At 59.1% G+C, this 17357-nt stretch carries 15 protein-coding genes and 1 pseudogene; 11 read left to right on the forward strand and 5 right to left on the reverse strand.

Annotated elements, in window-relative coordinates:
- Positions 1 to 115: 115 nt before the first annotated feature.
- The 7 genes and pseudogenes from CES87_RS15880 to CES87_RS15910 all read left to right on the forward strand — a co-directional run bounded on the left by CES87_RS15880 (position 116) and on the right by CES87_RS15910 (position 5739).
- On the forward strand, positions 116 to 1105 hold the full coding sequence (locus CES87_RS15880) for an alpha/beta fold hydrolase (RefSeq protein ID WP_128606857.1): 990 nt from the start codon (positions 116 to 118) through the stop codon (positions 1103 to 1105).
- A gap of 137 nt (positions 1106 to 1242) precedes the next feature.
- Positions 1243 to 1734 carry a ribonuclease E activity regulator RraA gene (gene rraA, locus CES87_RS15885; RefSeq protein ID WP_128606858.1) on the forward strand — a complete coding sequence of 164 codons (492 nt, stop codon included), beginning with the start codon at positions 1243 to 1245 and terminating at the stop codon, positions 1732 to 1734.
- Between the two features lie 33 nt (positions 1735 to 1767).
- Positions 1768 to 2763 carry a zinc transporter ZntB gene (locus tag CES87_RS15890; RefSeq protein WP_128606859.1) on the forward strand — a complete coding sequence of 332 codons (996 nt, stop codon included), beginning with the start codon at positions 1768 to 1770 and terminating at the stop codon, positions 2761 to 2763.
- Positions 2764 to 2826: 63 nt separating this feature from the next.
- Positions 2827 to 3075: a CrfX protein gene (locus tag CES87_RS15895; protein WP_128606860.1), complete on the forward strand. Its 249-nt coding sequence runs from the start codon at positions 2827 to 2829 to the stop codon at positions 3073 to 3075.
- Between the two features lie 2 nt (positions 3076 to 3077).
- Positions 3078 to 3902 carry a mechanosensitive ion channel domain-containing protein gene (locus tag CES87_RS15900; RefSeq protein ID WP_128606861.1) on the forward strand — a complete coding sequence of 275 codons (825 nt, stop codon included), beginning with the start codon at positions 3078 to 3080 and terminating at the stop codon, positions 3900 to 3902.
- 90 nt (positions 3903 to 3992) lie between these two features.
- Positions 3993 to 4582, forward strand: a pseudogene (gene sigX / locus CES87_RS15905) (RNA polymerase sigma factor SigX).
- A 107-nt stretch (positions 4583 to 4689) separates the two neighbouring features.
- Positions 4690 to 5739, forward strand: a complete 1050-nt coding sequence (locus tag CES87_RS15910) for an OmpA family protein (protein WP_128606862.1) — start codon at positions 4690 to 4692, stop codon at positions 5737 to 5739.
- Between the two features lie 85 nt (positions 5740 to 5824).
- Here CES87_RS15910 and cobA read toward each other — a convergent pair whose 3' ends face one another.
- From cobA to CES87_RS15935, 5 genes are all read right to left on the reverse strand, one after another.
- Complete coding sequence (gene cobA / locus CES87_RS15915) at positions 5825 to 6589, reverse strand: uroporphyrinogen-III C-methyltransferase (protein WP_128606863.1); 765 nt, start codon at positions 6587 to 6589, stop codon at positions 5825 to 5827.
- Positions 6590 to 6638: 49 nt separating this feature from the next.
- Positions 6639 to 8309 carry a bifunctional protein-serine/threonine kinase/phosphatase gene (locus CES87_RS15920; protein WP_128606864.1) on the reverse strand — a complete coding sequence of 557 codons (1671 nt, stop codon included), beginning with the start codon at positions 8307 to 8309 and terminating at the stop codon, positions 6639 to 6641.
- Between the two features lie 7 nt (positions 8310 to 8316).
- The gene (locus CES87_RS15925) at positions 8317 to 9528 is read right to left on the reverse strand and encodes a NarK/NasA family nitrate transporter (RefSeq protein ID WP_128606865.1); all 1212 of its coding nucleotides are present in this window, start codon (positions 9526 to 9528) and stop codon (positions 8317 to 8319) included.
- 347 nt (positions 9529 to 9875) lie between these two features.
- Entirely contained in the window at positions 9876 to 10451 is a 576-nt protein-coding gene (locus CES87_RS15930; protein ID WP_128606866.1) for an ANTAR domain-containing response regulator, read from the reverse strand.
- 15 nt (positions 10452 to 10466) lie between these two features.
- Positions 10467 to 11678 (reverse strand): CmpA/NrtA family ABC transporter substrate-binding protein, encoded by a 1212-nt coding sequence (locus CES87_RS15935; RefSeq protein ID WP_128606867.1) that lies wholly within the window; start codon positions 11676 to 11678, stop codon positions 10467 to 10469.
- A gap of 239 nt (positions 11679 to 11917) precedes the next feature.
- Here CES87_RS15935 and CES87_RS15940 point away from each other — a divergent pair, with 239 nt between their 5' ends.
- From CES87_RS15940 to CES87_RS15955, 4 genes are all read left to right on the forward strand, one after another.
- The gene (locus CES87_RS15940) at positions 11918 to 12652 is read left to right on the forward strand and encodes a helix-turn-helix domain-containing protein (RefSeq protein WP_256590937.1); all 735 of its coding nucleotides are present in this window, start codon (positions 11918 to 11920) and stop codon (positions 12650 to 12652) included.
- 4 nt (positions 12653 to 12656) lie between these two features.
- Positions 12657 to 14312: a type III secretion system outer membrane ring subunit SctC gene (sctC, locus tag CES87_RS15945; protein WP_128606868.1), complete on the forward strand. Its 1656-nt coding sequence runs from the start codon at positions 12657 to 12659 to the stop codon at positions 14310 to 14312.
- Positions 14309 to 15415 carry a type III secretion system gatekeeper subunit SctW gene (sctW, locus tag CES87_RS15950; RefSeq protein WP_128606869.1) on the forward strand — a complete coding sequence of 369 codons (1107 nt, stop codon included), beginning with the start codon at positions 14309 to 14311 and terminating at the stop codon, positions 15413 to 15415. The genes sctC and sctW overlap by 4 nt, the downstream gene beginning before the upstream one ends.
- 23 nt (positions 15416 to 15438) lie before the next feature.
- On the forward strand, positions 15439 to 17357 hold a 1919-nt coding region (locus CES87_RS15955; RefSeq protein ID WP_128606870.1), incomplete at its 3' end, for an EscV/YscV/HrcV family type III secretion system export apparatus protein.

The following is a 17357-nucleotide window of genomic DNA, read 5'->3' on the forward strand; positions in this document are numbered from 1 at the left end:
CGTGATGTCCTGAAGTCCATCGCGAGCGTGCTCGCTCCTACAGTTATCGCGGTCATTGACCAGATTTAAGCAGGGCGGGCTCCTCCCCAAGCCGCCCTTTTTTGTGCAAGAGACTATGCAAAGCAGCAGCAACCTATTTCCTGTCGCCCTGATCAGCGCCGAGCGGCGCGGTGATCTGAGCGAAGATGTCTATCGTTTGAAACCGGCCAACAGCCCTGACGGTACCGTCGAACTGGCGGTGACGCGTCTTGGCATGGCCGATGAGCCGGCGGTGCGTGGCGTGCCGGTGATCTTGTTGCACGGCAGTTTTTCCAATCGACGTTTCTGGTTTTCTCCCAAGGGGCTGGGTCTGGGAGCTTATCTGACGCGCCTGGGATTCGATGTGTGGATTGCGGAAATGCGCGGTCACGGCTTGTCCCAGCGCAACCAGAACTACCGCAAGAACCGCGTCGCCGACTATGCGCGTTACGATCTGCCGGCCATTGGCGCATTCGTGCGCGAGCAAAGCGGCCAGGTTCCACACTGGATCGGCCACTCGCTGGGCGGCATTACCCTGGCGGCAGCGCTGGGTGGTGAGTACATCGGCGAGCCTGTGGTCGCGTCCGCGGCGTTTTTTGGCACGCAAGTCAGCCGCACCTACTGGCCGTTGAAGATTCCGCCGGTAGAATGGAGCGGGCGCTTCATTCTCAAGCGTTTTGCCCAGCTGTCCGGTTCACGACTCAAGCGCGGTCCGGAGGACGAGCCCATTGGCCTGGCCCTGGAAAGCATGCGTTGGTACGGCCTGTTCGGGCGTTTCGGCGATGCCGACAAGGACTGGTGGGCGGGTTTGGCTGAGGTCAAACTGCCGGTGCTGGCGGTGAGCGCCGCGGGTGATCATCAGGATCCGGCCTGGGCTTGTCGCAAGTTGTTCGATCAGGTGGGTTCCGAGCACAAGCAATTTATCAACCTGGGGCGCGAGCAGGGTTTTGCTGACAATTTCGGTCACGTGGAAATGCTGGTCAGCAAAGCCGCCCAGGCTGAAGTCTGGCCCTTGGTGGCCCGCTGGCTGGCTGATCAACACACGCAGCTGTTGGGCGAGCAAGCGAATTTGAGCGCAGCAATCTAAGCTGGACGCTCTATCAGAGGCATTTCGCTCTGATTGGCTTGCGGCTAAGATATGACGCATTGAGCTGTTCTGGTCATTTTCGATGATTGAATCATCAGTGATGTTCGTGCTGTCTTCCTCTTTACAGGAGTTTCTCGATGAACCATTACCTCACGCCTGACCTGTGCGACGCCTACCCGGAGCTGGTGCAGGTGTTGGAACCGATGTTCAGCAATTTCGGTGGCCGTGATTCCTTCGGCGGCGAAATCGTGACCATCAAATGCTTCGAAGACAACTCGCGGGTCAAGGAGCAGGTCGAGCTCCAAGGTAATGGCAAGGTGCTGGTGGTTGACGGTGGCGGTTCCCTGCGTCATGCGTTGCTGGGTGACATGCTGGCCGAGAAAGCCGCGAAAAACGGTTGGGAAGGGCTGGTGATCTACGGTTGCATCCGCGACGTCGATATCATTGCGCAGACCGATCTGGGCGTGCAGGCCCTCGCCAGCCACCCGAGGAAGTCCGACAGGCGCGGGCTCGGCGATCTCAACGTTGCGGTGACCTTTGCCGGCGTGACCTTCCATCCAGGTCATTACATCTATGCGGACAACAACGGCGTGATCATCTCGCCAAGCCCGCTTGCAATGCCTGAGTAAGATTTGCAGATTTTTTTGAAGAATGGATTGCGGATGTTTGAGGAAGAAAACGCGCAGTGGGGGCTGGTACACGCCCTGGTGCTGGACGGTAAAGGCGGTGCGCGTTCGATAGCCCGGACAGATCTCGATGACTTGCAGCTGCAGGCCCATGAAAGCCTGTGGCTGCACTGGGACCGCAGTCACCCGCAAACCCAGACCTGGCTGCGCAAATCCAGTGGTCTGAGTGAGTTCAACTGTGACCTGTTGCTTGAAGAAAACACCCGTCCGCGGCTTTTACAGCTTTCGGACAGCGAACTACTGCTATTTTTGCGCGGGGTAAACCTGAATCCGGGTGCCGAGCCTGAAGACATGGTATCGGTGCGAATCTTCGGCTCCGCCCAGCGGGTGATTTCCCTGCGCCTGCGTCCGTTGCGCGCCACCGAAGAACTGCTGGTGCAACTGGCAGATGGCAAGGGGCCGAAAACCGCGTCCGAACTCATCCTTTATATGGCGCAGTACCTCACCAACAAAGTGCAGGATCTGATCAGCTGCCTTTCGGAAGTGGTCGATGAGGAAGAGGAAAAGCTGGATGCCGACGAACGGTACACGCCCGAGCATGGAGAGGTTTTACAGATCCGTCGCCGGGCAGCTGCGTTGAAGCGGTTTCTCGCTCCGCAGCGGGATATTTTTGGTCAGCTGACGCGGATCAAATTGCCATGGTTCGTCGAGGACGACGGTGATTATTGGAATGAATTGAACAACAGCCTGACCCGTTATCTTGAGGAGCTGGAGTTGACCCGGGAGCGGGTGGGCCTGGTCCTGGAGGCTGAAGACCGACGATTGAGCGTGCGCATGAATCGCACGATGTATCGCTTCGGGATCATCACCGGGATCTTTTTGCCAATGAGTTTTCTGACCGGTCTTTTGGGGATCAACGTCGGGGGTATTCCGTTTTCTCAAAACCCCTATGGCTTCCTCATCGCCTGCGTGTTGATGGTCTCGGTGGCGCTCGGGCAGTGGTGGTTATTCCGACGTTTGCGCTGGGTTTAAACGTGAGCCATGTGACCCGACCAAATTTGACCGCGTCTTTCACAGACATCACGAGAGGTGCGTATGCACGATCCGTTTGAACAGTCTTTGCGTGACATGCTCAAGGCATCACCTTCCAACCGGGACGACGATGCATGTCTTGGCCGTGTTCTGAAAACCGCCAATCGCCAGGTCGGCGCCGGCGATCTGTTCAGCCTGCTGGGCCGCTGGCTGCCCGCGCTGATGATCGCCCTGAATAACGGGTCGGCCCATGTAGCGCCGGTGTCCCGTCTTCGAAAACCTACCGCTCGAACTGCTGATAAGGCTGATTGAATATGGAACTTGATCTCTGGACACAGAGCCTCGTCACTGCAATGACTGCGCTATGGACCAAGGTTGCGAACTTCATTCCGAACCTGTTTGGCGCACTGGTTGTGCTGCTGCTGGGTTTTGTCGTGGCCAAGCTGCTGGACACGCTGCTTTCCAAATTGCTCGCCAAACTGGGCCTTGATCGCCTGATGGGCGGTACCGGTCTGACCAAACTGCTGTCTCGCGCCGGTCTTCAAGTGCCGATCTCCACGCTGATCGGCAAGATCGTTTATTGGTTCGTTCTGCTGATTTTTCTTGTTTCTGCCGCAGAATCCCTTGGACTTGAGCGAGTTTCGGCTACGCTGGACATGCTTGCGCTGTATTTGCCGAAGGTATTTGGCGCGGCTCTGGTGCTGCTGGTGGGGGTCTTGCTGGCGCAACTGGCCAATGGGCTGGTGCGCGGCGCCGCTGAGGGCGTAGGGCTGGATTACGCCTCTGGCCTGGGGCGAATTGCCCAGGGCCTGGTGATCATCATCAGTATTTCGGTCGCGATCAGCCAGTTGGAGGTCAAAACTGACCTGCTCAACCATGTGATCGTGATCGTATTGATTACCGTTGGTCTGGCGGTTGCGCTGGCCATGGGATTGGGAAGCCGGGAAATTGCCGGTCAGATTCTTGCGGGTATCTATGTGCGTGAGTTGTACCAGGTTGGGCAACAAGTGCGTATTGGCGAGGTCGAAGGGCAGATCGAAGAGATCGGCACGGTTAAAACTACATTGCTGACCGATGAGGGTGAGCTAGTCTCTCTTTCCAATCGGATCCTCCTCGAACAGCATGTGAGTAGCCGCTAACCCGGCAAACCCTGCTAATGTATGCCGCCGCAAAATGCCTGCTGATGCTGGCTGCGGCGGACATTGACCTGACTGTCGGCCCGACTTGTTTTGAATAAAGCCCAATCGTTATCCATGCGCTACGACCCCCGCGAGCTCTCTGATGAGGAGTTGGTCGCGCGCTCGCATACCGAGCTGTTTCACGTAACGCGCGCCTATGAAGAACTGATGCGGCGTTACCAACGAACATTATTTAACGTCTGCGCAAGATATCTCGGGAACGATCGCGACGCAGATGATGTCTGTCAGGAAGTCATGTTGAAGGTGTTGTATGGCTTGAAGAACTTCGAGGGCAAATCGAAGTTCAAGACATGGCTATATAGCATCACGTACAACGAGTGCATCACACAGTATCGCAAGGAACGGCGAAAGCGTCGCTTGATGGACGCCTTGAGTCTGGACCCCCTCGAAGAAGCGTCCGAAGAAAGGCGCCGAAACCTGAGGAGAAGGGTGGACTTGATCGCTGGTTGGTGTATGTGAACCCGATTGACCGCGAAATTCTGGTGCTACGATTTGTCGCAGAGCTGGAGTTTCAGGAGATCGCAGACATCATGCACATGGGTTTGAGTGCAACAAAAATGCGGTACAAACGCGCTCTAGACAAATTGCGTGAGAAATTTGCAGGCATTGCTGAAACTTAGTTCGGCGCAAATATCTCTTACGTGTAGGCAAGTTCTGATAGACTTGCCGCCGAGTTGTCCCCCGGTTTGCGGGACTGCTTCACAATCACCAGATGGGGATTTAACGGATGAAACTGAAAAACACCTTGGGCTTGGCCATTGGTACTCTTATTGCCGCTACTTCGTTCGGCGCACTGGCACAAGGCCAAGGCGCAGTTGAAGGCGAGCTCAACTACGGGAAAAAGTACAACGACAGCGTTAAGAACGTTGAAGATGGTTACACTCCTGGCGCCTCCATCGGTTACTTCTTGACCGACGACGTATCGTTGAACGCGACCTACAACAACGATGACCACACCCGTTCGAACAACGGTACTGGCCATCAGAAAATCGAAGGCGACCAGTTTGGTCTGAACGCTCAGTACCACTTCAACAACGCTGGCGACGCTCTGCGTCCTTACGTTCAAGGTGGTGTTAAGCACGGCAGCATGACCAACGTAGCCGCTGATGGCCACACCGGTCGTGACCAGTCGACTTTCCTGACTGCAGGCGGTGGCGTTAAGTACTACTTCCTCGAAAACTTCTTCGCCCGTGCTGGCGTAGAAGCTGACTACAAGCTGGACAACGGCAAGTGGGACTACATTCCTTCCGTAGGTCTGGGTGTGAACTTCGGTGGCGGCTCCAAGCCTGCTGCTGCTCCAGTTCAAGCACCAGCTGAAGTCTGCTCCGACAGCGACAACGATGGCGTGTGCGACAACGTTGACAAGTGCCCGGACACCCCAGCCAACGTTACCGTTGACGCTGATGGCTGCCCAGCAGTTGCTGAAGTTGTACGTGTAGAGCTGGACGTGAAATTCGACTTCGACAAGTCGGTAGTCAAGCCTAACAGCTACGGCGACATCAAAAACCTGGCTGACTTCATGAAGCAGTACCCATCCACCACCACTACTGTTGAAGGTCACACTGACAACGTCGGTCCTGACGCTTACAACCAGAAACTGTCTGAGCGTCGTGCAAACGCCGTTAAACAAGTTCTGACCAACCAGTACGGTGTTCAATCGTCCCGCGTTCAGTCTGTTGGCTACGGCGAATCCCGCCCAGTTGCTGACAACAAAACTGAAGCTGGTCGCGCTGTAAACCGTCGCGTAGAAGCGCAGGTTGAAGCTAAAGGTAAGTAATTACCTCGCTGCTCTGAGAAAAGCCCGGCTTAGGCCGGGCTTTTCTTTGTCTGCGATTTGATGAGGAATGGGGGTGCAGGCAGATTCAGGCTGTTTGACCTACCGTCATCGCGGGCAAGTCGTGCTCCCACAGCGATTGCGTTGCCCTGGATGCCACGGTTCCGATGACCAGAATCGCCGGGCTTTTGAGCTCGAAGTCGTGGGCATCTTCTTCCATCGCTGTCAGATCACTCCTGCATTCGCGCTGATGTGGCAATGAAGCATTTTCAATCATCGCCACCGGTGTATCCGCCTTCATCCCTCCGGCCAGCAACTGTTCGCGGATTTCGCTGAGTTTGGCCACGCCCATATAGATCACCAGGGTCGTACCGCTCTGGGCCAGTGCCTGCCAGTTCAGGCTGCTGCCGTCCTGAGTGTGGGCGGTGACCAATGTCACACCGCGCGCTACACCGCGCAATGTCAGCGGAATATCGCATTGCGTGGCGCCTGCAAGCCCGGCGGTGATGCCATTGACCAGCTCGACCTCAACCCCACGTTCGCGCAACCACTGTGCCTCTTCACCGCCGCGCCCGAAAATGCACGGGTCGCCGCCCTTGAGTCGCACCACGCATTTGCCGTGGCGCGCATAACGCCACATCAGGCGATGAATGAACGCTTGTGGCGTCGAGCGGCAGCCGCCGCGTTTTCCAACAGGAATGATCCGCGCGTTGCTGCAGTGTTCGAGGACTGCGTCATTCACCAGATCATCGATCAGCACCACATCCGCTTCTTTCAACGCCCGCACGGCCTTGAGCGTCAGCAGTTCCGGATCACCAGGTCCCGCACCGACCAGCCAGACTTTTGCGTTCATTGTGTTTTCCTCATTTGGAATGACTGTCAGTTCATGATTGCGAGCGGTATCAGCCATGAAATACGGCAAACAACAGCGCCAGATTCATCAATAGCGACGCCAGCGCCAATGCCCGCCACACCTTCAGTGGCTCGCGCTCCAGCAAGGGTCGTGGGCGCACGCTCAAGCTGCGGCGCTCACCCTGTTCCATCAGCAGCAACCATTCTTCCGCCGTTTCAAATCGCTGAACCGGATCAGCCGCGACCGCGCGTTCCAGGCTTTGCGTCAGCCATTCCGGAAGGTCAGGGCGATAGCGGCTGGCGCTGACCGGCACCCCGAATCGTGGACGCTGGAAAGCTTCGATTTCGCCATAGGGAAAATGCCCGGTGAGCAGGTAGTACAGGGTCACACCCACCGCATACAGATCCTGTTGCGGTGTCGGCTTTTCACCGCGAAACGCTTCCGGCGCAATGTAGCTGGGCGTTCCGGGCAGGGCAGAGGGCTGGTCTTCGGACAGGCCGGGGCAGTAGGCGAGACCGAAATCCAGCAGTCGCAATTCCCCGTCGCCCCCCAACAACAGGTTTTCCGGCTTGATGTCGCGATGCAGGATTTGCCGTCGATGCAGCAGACCGACCGCTCTGAGCAGGCGTTCGGCCACGTCCTGCCACTGGGCCAGCGGCAGCGGCCCGATCTGCGCATGCAGTTGCGCCAGGGTCGACCCGCAATATTCGCGCATCACATAGTACAAATGCTGACGCTGACTGGCGGCATGGACTTCAGGGAAATGCCGCCCGGCCACACGCTTGAGAAACCATTCTTCCGACAGCAATGCTTGCCCGGCCAGATGATCGTCGTGCAGGCGCTCAGGCAGGGTTTTCAGCAGCCAGGGTTGCTGCTGATTGTCATGCACCCGGTAGAGCAGAGATTGCTGGCTCTGGCCGATGACTCCTTCGACCTGCCACCCTTCGAAGTTCTGACCCGGTTTCAGCGCCGGCGGCAATGGCCATTGCTGTAAATGAATCAACGCATCGCCGATGCTGGTTTCACCGAGGGCATCGACCCGCACCAACAAGGCGCTGGCGTTATCCTGACTGCCAGCCAGGTGCGCGGCATTCACCAGCGTCTGCGCGGCGCTGTCCAGGTCCGGTTGATCTCGCAGAATGGCGGCAATCGCGGTATCGCCCAGGACGGCCCAGATACCGTCGCTGAGTAGTACAAAGCTCTCATCGAGGCGCAATTCACCGTCGAGGAAATCCAGCACCAGATGCTGATCGAGTCCCAGCGCCCGCTTGAGCACATGCTGCATGCCCGGTTGATCCCACACGTGATCTTCGCTGACCCGCTGCAATTGGTCAGCATGCCAGCGATAAACCCGGCAATCGCCGACATGGGCCAGGGTAAAACGCCGTCCACGCATGACCAGAGCACTGACCGTGGTCAGCAAGGGTTGTCCACCGCCGTTGGCCTGCAGCCAGCGATTCTGTGCCAGCAGCAGGCGATCCAGTGCCTGGGCCACACCCCAGGTTTCCGGGGTCGCGTAGTAGTCCAGTGCCAGGGCCTGCAAGGTCGAGCGGGCGGCCAGACCGCCATCTGCGCATTGGCTGACGCCGTCGGCGATGGCGAACAGGTAGCCCTTGCTGGCGGCCAGTGCCGGGACCGGCGTAACCAGACGCAGGGCGTCCTGGTTTTCGTCACGCGGACCGATGGCGCTGGCTTGGGCGAAACTCAGTTGCAGGCTCATGGAAGCCTCAGACCCGTGCGGCGGTAACGGCGGCCGAACCCCAGGTGGTTCTCCAGCGACGTTTCACACCGTGCAAGCCGAACCAGGCGAGGACAGCGAGGCTGGCGAACAGCCACAGCGCCATCTGGTAGCTGCCGGTGCTTTGCTTGATCGTGCCCATGCCTGCTGCGAGGGCAAAGCCGCCGATGCCGCCGGCCATGCCGATCAGGCCGGTCATCACGCCGATCTCCCGACGGAAACGTTGTGGAACCAACTGGAACACCGCGCCATTACCTGCACCCAAACCGAGCATGGTGCAGACGAAAAGTGCCAGGGCCGCATAGGAACTTGGCAGATTGAAACCCACGGCAGCGATGCAGATCGCCGCCACTGTGTACATCCCCAGCAAGGTGCGAATGCCGCCGAAGCGATCAGCCAGGGCACCGCCCAAAGGGCGCATCAGGCTGCCGCCGAACACACAGGCCGCGGTGTAGTAGCCGGCGGTGACCGGGCTCAGGCCATATTGGTCGTTGAAATAGCCGGGCAGTGCGCTGGCCAAGCCGATGAAGCCACCAAAAGTCACGCTGTAGAAAAACATGAACCACCAACTGTCGCGGTCGCCCAAGGCCTTGAAGTAGTCGGTCATCGACTTGGCTTTCGGCCGCTCAGGGGCGTTTTTGGCCAGCCAGGCGAAGACGATCAGGGTCAGGATCAGCGGGATCAGGGCAAAGCCGAATACGTTGCTCCAGCCAAACGCCGCCGCCAGCACCGGCGCAATCAGCGCCGCAAGTACGGTGCCCGAGTTACCGGCTCCGGCGATGCCCATGGCTTTGCCTTGATGCTGGGGCGGATACCATTGCGACGCCAGGGGCAAGGCCACGGCGAAGGACGCGCCGGCCATGCCGAGGAACAGCCCCAACAGCAGCGCTTGCTCGTAGCTGTGTATACCGAGCTTCCAGGCACCGAACAGCGCACAGATGACGATCACTTGACCGATCAGGCCAGCGGTTTTCGGCGACAAGCGATCAGCCAGCATGCCCATCACAAAGCGCAATACCGCCCCGGCCAGTATCGGCGTAGCCACAACCAGACCGCGCTGCTGGGTGGTCAGGTGCAGGTCGCCGGCGATTTGCACCGCCAGGGGGCCGAGCAGGTACCAGACCATGAAGCTCAGATCGAAATACAGGAAGGCCGCGAACAGGGTTGGGGTATGGCCGGATTTCCAGAAGCTTGAATTCATCGCGCACCTCAGCTGATAGGAGTCTCGAACGGGAGTCATGCAGGTGGGGCGCCGAAGGGCTGCACCACCGGCCCCGTGCTATGGGGCCAAAACAAAAAAACGCCGCTACCCGATTCGCCTGGGGCAAATGGGGTGAGCGACGTCTTTGTCGTAGGTGGGGCAACCGCCGTTGGTTACCTGTGGTGTTTACTAAGCCAGATCTGTGCCAACAACTTGAGACCGAGGTGCGCCATTCGCGGGCAAGCCTCGCTCCTACGGGATTTCGTCGAATTCAAATGTTGTGTACGACACAAATCCTGTAGGAGCGAGGCTTGCCCGCGAAGGCGTCCGTGCAGGCGCTACAGATCTCAACCCAACAATTCACTCATGGCAATGATCTGCTCCGCCACCTGAATCAGCTTCTGCTGGCGACTCATGGCCTGGCGGCGCATCAGGGTGTAGGCCTCTTCCTCGTTGCAGTCCTTCATTTTCATCAGCAACCCCTTGGCCAGCTCGATGCGCTTGCGCTCGGCCAGTTGCAGGTCGCGGGCGTGCAGTTGGGCGCGCAAGGCCTGATCGCTTTCGAAGCGCGCCATGGCCACGTCGAGAATTGGCTGCAAGCGTTGTGCGTGAATGCCTTCGACGATGTAGGCACTGACCCCGGACTTGATCGCCTGGCGCATCACGTCGGGGTCATGTTCGTCGGTAAACATCACGATCGGCCGTGGCTGGTCGCGGCTCACCAGCACCACTTGCTCCATGACATCGCGGCTCGGTGACTCGGTATCGATCAGAATCACGTCCGGACGCACCGTTTCGACGCGCTCGGGCAGGTCGATGGTCAGGCCCGACTCATCGATCACCTCGAAGCCGGCTTCGGTCAGGGCCGCTTTCAGGCGTCCGACTTTTTTCGCAGTGTCATTGATCAGCAGGATACGCAACATATTCGCAGTCTCCTGTCAGCGGCTGGCGATAAGGGGCGAGCTGTCGCTCATGGCATGCAGTTTGAAGCTGCGGGCGTAGCCGGCCGGATCAGAGCCGTCCCAGACCTTGCCATCGATCAATTGGCTGCTGCGCATTTCCTTGCCCGCAGAAGCGATACCGACGGCGCTGGCGGCCTCTCGATACAAATCCAGTTGTTGCACCTGACGGGCTACCGCGAGGTAATCCGGGTCATCGCGCAACAATCCCCAGCGGCGGAACTGGGTCATGAACCACATGCCGTCGGACAGGTAAGGCAGATTGACCTCGCCATTACCGTGGAAACGCAAGGCGTGCGGGTCTTGCCAGCGATTGCCGAGCCCGTCGGCGTAGTCACCCAGCAGACGCGGCTCGATGCATTCGAGCGGTGCATCGAGGTACTGCGGCGCGCTGAGCAATTGCGCGGTGCTGCGGCGGTTCTCGGCGTTGTCTTCGATGAAGCGGCTGGCTTGCAGGATCGCCATCACCAGCGCCCGGGCGGTATTGGGGTATTGCTCGACGAATGCGCGAGTGCAGCCGAGGACTTTTTCCGGATGATCGGGCCAGAGGGTCTGGGTTGTCGCCAGGGTAAACCCGAGATCCTGTTGCACCGCACTGGCGGACCAGGGCTCACCAACGCAGAAACCATCGATGCGGCCCGCTTGCAGGTGCGCGACCATTTGCGGCGGTGGCACCACTACGCTGTCGACATCCAGCAACGGGTGAATGCCTTGACTGGCAAGCCAGTAATACAGCCACATCGCGTGAGTGCCAGTGGGAAAAGTCTGAGCGAAGGTCAGTTTTGGGCGAGTTTGGTGCACGTGCCGGTGAAGTGCTTCAGGACCGGTCACGCCGAGGCCCTGTAAACCGTGGGAGAGATTGATGCTCTGACCGTTCTGGTTCAGGCCCATGAGCACGGCCATGTCGGTCGGAGCCACGCCACCGATGCCCAGATGCACGGCGTAGATCAAACCGTACAGACTGTGGGCGGCATCGAGCTCGCCGCTCACCAGTTTGTCCCGCAGATTGGCCCAGGACGGCTGGCGCTTGAGGTTCAGGGTCAGGCCGTAGGGCTGGGCGAAGCCTTGGGTGGCAGCGACCACCACCGAGGCGCAGTCGCTCAGGGCCATGAAGCCGAGATTGATTTCGGTCTTTTCCGGGGCATCGCTGCCATTGACCCAGGCCAGAGGGCCGGCTGATGGTTCGTTCATCGCATGTTCACCTTGCAAAAAAAAACGTCGTCCCGGGACCTTGCACGCGCAAGGCCGGATGACGACGCCATTGTCCTGGCACGCATCCCGCCGTTGGCATGTGTGCTGATGTCTTAATGGCTGCAAGGCATATGCCAGCCCGGGTTTCATCAGCTTTACATCAGGATTGGACGCGCCATCTCTTTCATCCTGCCGACCTACATGCCGAGCTATATCGTCAGGCCGCAAAGGAGATTGGCGTGCAAATCGAATCACTACACGTCACACGTTTCCCTGATGCCCGTTTCAGCGAACGGGTACTGCATCTGCGTGTCAGCGAATCTCCCGTGTACCTTGCGTCGCAGCAGTGTGCGGCGACCGCTTGCCTGCCGGCCGGTTGGGAAGGGCTGATTGCGATCAACGGTGCGTTTGAGGTGAAGGGCGGCGGGCAGATTCTGCCGGTTTCGGAAGCACCACTGGTGAAATTGCAGGTGTTCATTGATCTGGGTAATGCGCTGATCGATCAACGACCCAGCCAGGCACCCTGGGCCGCCTTGTCAGTTGCTTGTTCAACCTTCCAGTCCGAGCGGGCGCTTGAGCGCTGGTATATCGAACAGGCAATGGACGCAGGTGTGGCCTGGCAGGCCTTTGCCAGCGTGCTGCGTCACACCGAGAGTTACGGACTCGTGCGTTTTCTGCTGGAACAAGGCACCCACAGCGAAAAACTGACCACCCTGGCCCAGCGTTATGGCGTTTCGGTGTCGCATTTTCGCCGACTGTGTCGACAGGCGCTGGGCACGGCGGCCAAGCCTGCCTTGCGCGGCTGGCGAACGGCCCAGGCGCTGTTGAATATGAGTCTGCAGGACGGCTCCCTGACGGATGTGGCGCTGGAGTTCGGTTTTGCCTCTTCTTCGCATTTCTCCAAGGAAATCCGCGAACTGGTGGGATTCACGCCCAGCAGCCTGGCCGACATTACCTACCTTCCAGGCAAGTGAGCCGATGAACCGCCTAATTCACTCTTTATGTATTTTTCCATTCTGGCTGGGCGCCGCGTTGATGGTTATGCCGTGTGACGCGCGGGCCGATACTTATAATTTCGAGGCCCGCGAGCAAAGCGCGCGCACCTTTTTCAGCGAACTGTCCGGATCACTGGGCAAACCGGTGATCGTCAGCAAGGCGGCTGCGGCCAAGCGGATTTCCGGTACGTTCGATCTGCTTAAACCACAACGAACCTTCGAGCGAGTCGCCTCGCAGATGGGCTTGATCTGGTACAGCGATGGTCAGGCGATTTATCTGTATGACGCCCCGGAAATCAAAAGCTCGATGGTGTCGCTGCAGACCCTGACGGTGACCAGGCTTCAGGCGTTCCTTGAGCGTTCCGGGTTGCACGATGTCCGTTATCCATTGCGCCACGACGGTCTGCGGACTTTCCATGTGTCGGGCCCACCGATGTATGTCGACCTGGTGGTGCAAGCGGCCGGGCTGATGGATAACCAGCGCTCGGAATTGTTGCTGGGCAAGCAGCAGATTGGCGTCATCCAGGTGCGCAACACCTTCGTCAGCGACCGCAAATACGAGCTGCGCGATGACAAGGTGACCATCCCCGGGCTGGCAACCGTGATCGAGGATTTGCTGCGCGGTGAGAAGCGCGAGGTCGAGTCGTCGATAGCGCAAGCCCCTGCACCGCGACCGCCGGGATTGATGCCGGCGTTTCCCCTGGAAGGCCTGGCGACCACGCCCTCGGATCAGGATCCGGCCGCGCCGCGAATCATTGCGCGGGATGTAGCCGCCGGAAACATTCGGGTGGTCGCGTATCCCGATACCAACAGCCTGCTGGTCAAGGGGCTGCCGGAGCAAGTGCGCTTTATCGAGAACCTGGTGAGCGCGCTGGATACGCCGAAACGGCACGTGGAGTTGTCGTTGTGGATCATTGATTTGCACAAGGATGAACTCAATCAACTGGGCATCAATTGGCAAGGCGCAGTGAATTCGGGCGGGAAATTTTCCGCATCGCTCAATGCCGGCTCGGCGACCACCCTCGATGGCGCGTCTTTCGTCACTCAGGTCATGGCGCTGGAACGCACCAACCGGGCGAATGTGGTCTCGCGGCCGGTCATCCTCACGCAAGAGAATGTGCCAGCGATATTCGACAACAACCGCACGTTTTATGCCCCGCTGGTGGGTGAGCGCAGTGTCGATTTGCAGCACGTGACCTACGGCACGCTGGTGAGCGTATTACCCCGTTTCGCCCAGGCGGACGAGGTTGAAATGTCGCTCAATATCGAGGACGGCAACGAAGTCGAAAGCCCTGGTCGAGGCGAGCAGCCGGGCACGTTGCCGACGGTCGGCCGCACACGGATCAGCACCGTGGCGCGCGTACCTCAGGGAAAGAGTCTGTTGGTGGGTGGTTTCACCCGCGATGACAACAGCGAACAAATCGGACAGATACCGGTACTTGGATCGATTCCCTGGATCGGGCGTTTGTTCAGCTATCGACAGAATCGCTCGGCCAACACAGTTCGGGTGTTCCTGATACAGCCCAAGGAAATTCTTGCTGCACTGGAACCCGGCAGCGCCGAGCCGGCCACTCAGTTGCTGACGCCACAACAGCACGAACGCGTGCGCCGCAGTTACTTTCGGGCGGCAAATAAATGATCCTGCCACCGATTTCCACAGGCGGGCGAGCCGCCCAGGCACGGCTCAATACCGAGAAGGCCGCCGAACATCCGCAGCCGCAGGCGGACGCAGAGATTGATCTGGACGACAGCGGCACGGCCGCCGCAGCGCAGCGCATTGTGCAGATCAGTGATGAAATGTCGGCAGCGCTCGCGCAGTTCCGTGGCCGACGGCTTTTCGAACTCAGGTCCGATGCGCTGACAGATACTTTCGAGAGAGTCCTGGAAGACGACACCGTGCCCAAGGCGCGGCAGGTGCTCAATCTGGCGCGTCTGACGGACAAACCCGTCGCCTGGCTGCTGGAGATGGCGCGCAGTCTGTTCCCCGATGACAGCGACCTGGCGTTGGTGCTGCGAGAACTGTTGCGCCGAAGAAAACTGGAAACAGCTACCCGTCAAAGGCTCGAAACGCTATTGCAGACGGTGGTTGCCCAAGGCTCCCCCAAGCGCATGAATGCCGGGATCAACAGCGCCCTGAAAGCCCGGATGTTCGGTGCAAGCATGGCGATGCGCGCCGGCCTGTTGCGCGAAACCTACCGCGACTTTCTGGAGTCCGACGAAGGTCCACTCGATTGTTACCAGGACTGGATTGCGCTTTACGGCCCGCCACAACGCATGAGTGTGCTGGCCTTCATCGAAGCGGCATTACTCACCGACATCAGTGCCCAGGACCCCAGTTGCTCGCGTGCAGAGTTCGGTCAACTGCTGGGCCGGTTGATCGACCTCAAGCACCTGCGATCCGCAGACGAGCTGTTCATCGGCAGCCTGCTGGGTGATGCGCTCATCTGCCGGCACAACCCCCATGAACCCGACTGGCTGGTGTTCCTGCTCGGCTTGTTGGCCTACCCCGATGAACTCGACCAGCTGTTGCTCGGCGCATTGGGTGAGCGCGTGCTGTTGAGTGCGCACCGTGAACGCTCGACCGTGTTGCAGAAGGTGCGCCGGCTCAGCCTGCAATTGCCGACGCCACTGTTTGCCGATGAAGAAGCGCCGCTGCGCCTGGCACAACAGTTCACGCGATTGGCAGACATTGCCTATGCCCACGAATGTATTGAACAGCGACGTCTCGGCGGTTGCTCATGATTTTTAGCCGGAGCTGACCTGCCATGTTCAATGTGTTTTTGCGTAATGTCGGTGCTCGCCCGGAGCTGCTGATCCTGACGCTGATGGTGATGATCATCGCCATGCTGATCATTCCACTGCCGACGCCGCTGGTGGATTTTCTCATCGGCCTGAACATCGTCATTTCGCTGCTGGTGTTCATGGGCTCGTTCTACATCGAACGCATCCTCAGCTTTTCGACATTCCCGGCCTTGCTGCTGTTGACCACGCTGTTTCGCCTGGCACTGTCGATCAGCACCAGCCGGCTGATCCTCAGCCAGGCCGATGCCGGGGAGATCATTGCCTCCTTCGGCGAGTTCGTGATCGGTGAAAGCCTGGTGGTTGGTTTCGTGATCTTTTCCATTGTCACCATTGTTCAGTTCATCGTGATTACCAAGGGCTCGGAACGGGTTGCCGAAGTCGCGGCGCGCTTCTCGCTGGACGGCATGCCCGGCAAGCAAATGAGCATCGATGGCGACCTGAAGGCAGGCGCCATGACTGCCGAGGAAGCCAAAGAAAAACGCAGCGTGCTGGAGCGTGAAAGCCAGTTGTACGGCTCTTTCGACGGCGCGATGAAGTTCATCAAGGGTGATGCGATCGCCGGCATCATCATTATCTTCGTCAACTTCATCGGCGGCATGGCCATCGGGGTCGGACAAATGGGCATGGACATGTCCACGGCCCTGTCGACCTACACCCTGTTGACCATCGGCGATGGTTTGGTGGCACAGATTCCTGCGTTGCTGATTGCCATCGGCGCCGGCTTCATCGTTACCCGCGTCAACGGCGATGACAGCAACCTGGGGCGCAACATGCTCGCCCAAATACTGGGCCATCCATTCGTGATAGGTGTGACCGCGCTGCTGGCGGTGGGTGTCGGCTTGCTTCCCGGCTTTCCGCTGCTGACCTTCTTGCCCATCGCCGCGGTCCTGGCGCTGGTGGTGTTTTTCCGGCAGCGCAAGGCTTCACGGGGTGAAGGACCGGGTGACAATCGTCCGGTGCCTGCGCAGGGAGATGCCATGCAGACGGGATCGGGCCTGCTCGATGATATCGACAACATTGCCACCGAAACCATCGCCTTGATGTTGCTGGTGCCCACGGCGCGGCTGGAAGAACTGAACAAGGCCCGCTGGGCAGCACGCTTTCGCAGCCAGTTTTTCGTCGACTACGGCTTGCGCATTCCCGAGCCGCAACTGCGTGCCAGCGAGGCGTTGCCGGCGCATCAAGTGGCGGTGCTGATCAACGAAGTGCGCGCCGAACAGTTCGATATCCATTTCGATCATTGGCGCCTGCTCGACTATTCGCCGGAGCTGGAACCTTTGGGCTTTGCCCTGGTACGCGGCAACGACAGCAATCGCCTGGGCGGTGTCTGGGTCAACGCGGCCGACAGGGAGCGCGTGCAGCAGTTGGGTTACCACCTGCGTCCGGCTGACGAAGAATGCTACCGCTGCCTGGTCACGTTGCTGGCGCGCAACATCCGGGAGTTTTTCGGCGTTCAGGAAACCAAGCAACTGCTCGACGAAATGGAAACGCGCTGCCCCGATCTGCTCAAGGAAGTGTATCGCCACGTCACCGTGCAGAAGATCGCCGAGGTGCTGCAGCGGTTGATCGGCGAGCGCATTTCGGTGCGCAACATGAAGCTCATTCTCGAATCGCTGGCCCATTGGGCATCGCGGGAAAAGGACCCGCTGGCGCTGGTCGAACACGTTCGCGGCGCGATGGCGCGCTACATCAGCAACAAGTTTGCCCAAGGCAATGACTTGCGTGTGTTGCTGTTGTCAGCGGAGTTCGAAGAGGTGGTGCGGCGAGGCATTCGGCAAACGTCGGGTGGCAGTTTCATCAACCTGGAACCGGCCGAGGCGGAAGAGCTGATGGACCGGCTGAGTGTCGGCCTGGACAGCGTGCACATCGCGCACAAGGACAT

The organism is Pseudomonas sp. ERMR1:02 (assembly GCF_002277815.1).
Taxonomy (GTDB): domain Bacteria; phylum Pseudomonadota; class Gammaproteobacteria; order Pseudomonadales; family Pseudomonadaceae; genus Aquipseudomonas.

Coding starts and splice junctions, on each gene's coding strand:
- CES87_RS15880 (WP_128606857.1), top strand. CDS start 116: ATGCAAAGCAGCAGCAACCTATTTCCTGTCGCCCTGATCAGCGCCGAG.
- rraA (WP_128606858.1), top strand. CDS start 1,243: ATGAACCATTACCTCACGCCTGACCTGTGCGACGCCTACCCGGAGCTG.
- CES87_RS15890 (WP_128606859.1), top strand. CDS start 1,768: ATGTTTGAGGAAGAAAACGCGCAGTGGGGGCTGGTACACGCCCTGGTG.
- CES87_RS15895 (WP_128606860.1), top strand. CDS start 2,827: ATGCACGATCCGTTTGAACAGTCTTTGCGTGACATGCTCAAGGCATCA.
- CES87_RS15900 (WP_128606861.1), top strand. CDS start 3,078: ATGGAACTTGATCTCTGGACACAGAGCCTCGTCACTGCAATGACTGCG.
- CES87_RS15910 (WP_128606862.1), top strand. CDS start 4,690: ATGAAACTGAAAAACACCTTGGGCTTGGCCATTGGTACTCTTATTGCC.
- cobA (WP_128606863.1), bottom strand. CDS start 6,589: ATGAACGCAAAAGTCTGGCTGGTCGGTGCGGGACCTGGTGATCCGGAA.
- CES87_RS15920 (WP_128606864.1), bottom strand. CDS start 8,309: ATGAGCCTGCAACTGAGTTTCGCCCAAGCCAGCGCCATCGGTCCGCGT.
- CES87_RS15925 (WP_128606865.1), bottom strand. CDS start 9,528: ATGAATTCAAGCTTCTGGAAATCCGGCCATACCCCAACCCTGTTCGCG.
- CES87_RS15930 (WP_128606866.1), bottom strand. CDS start 10,451: ATGTTGCGTATCCTGCTGATCAATGACACTGCGAAAAAAGTCGGACGC.
- CES87_RS15935 (WP_128606867.1), bottom strand. CDS start 11,678: ATGAACGAACCATCAGCCGGCCCTCTGGCCTGGGTCAATGGCAGCGAT.
- sctC (WP_128606868.1), top strand. CDS start 12,657: ATGAACCGCCTAATTCACTCTTTATGTATTTTTCCATTCTGGCTGGGC.
- sctW (WP_128606869.1), top strand. CDS start 14,309: ATGATCCTGCCACCGATTTCCACAGGCGGGCGAGCCGCCCAGGCACGG.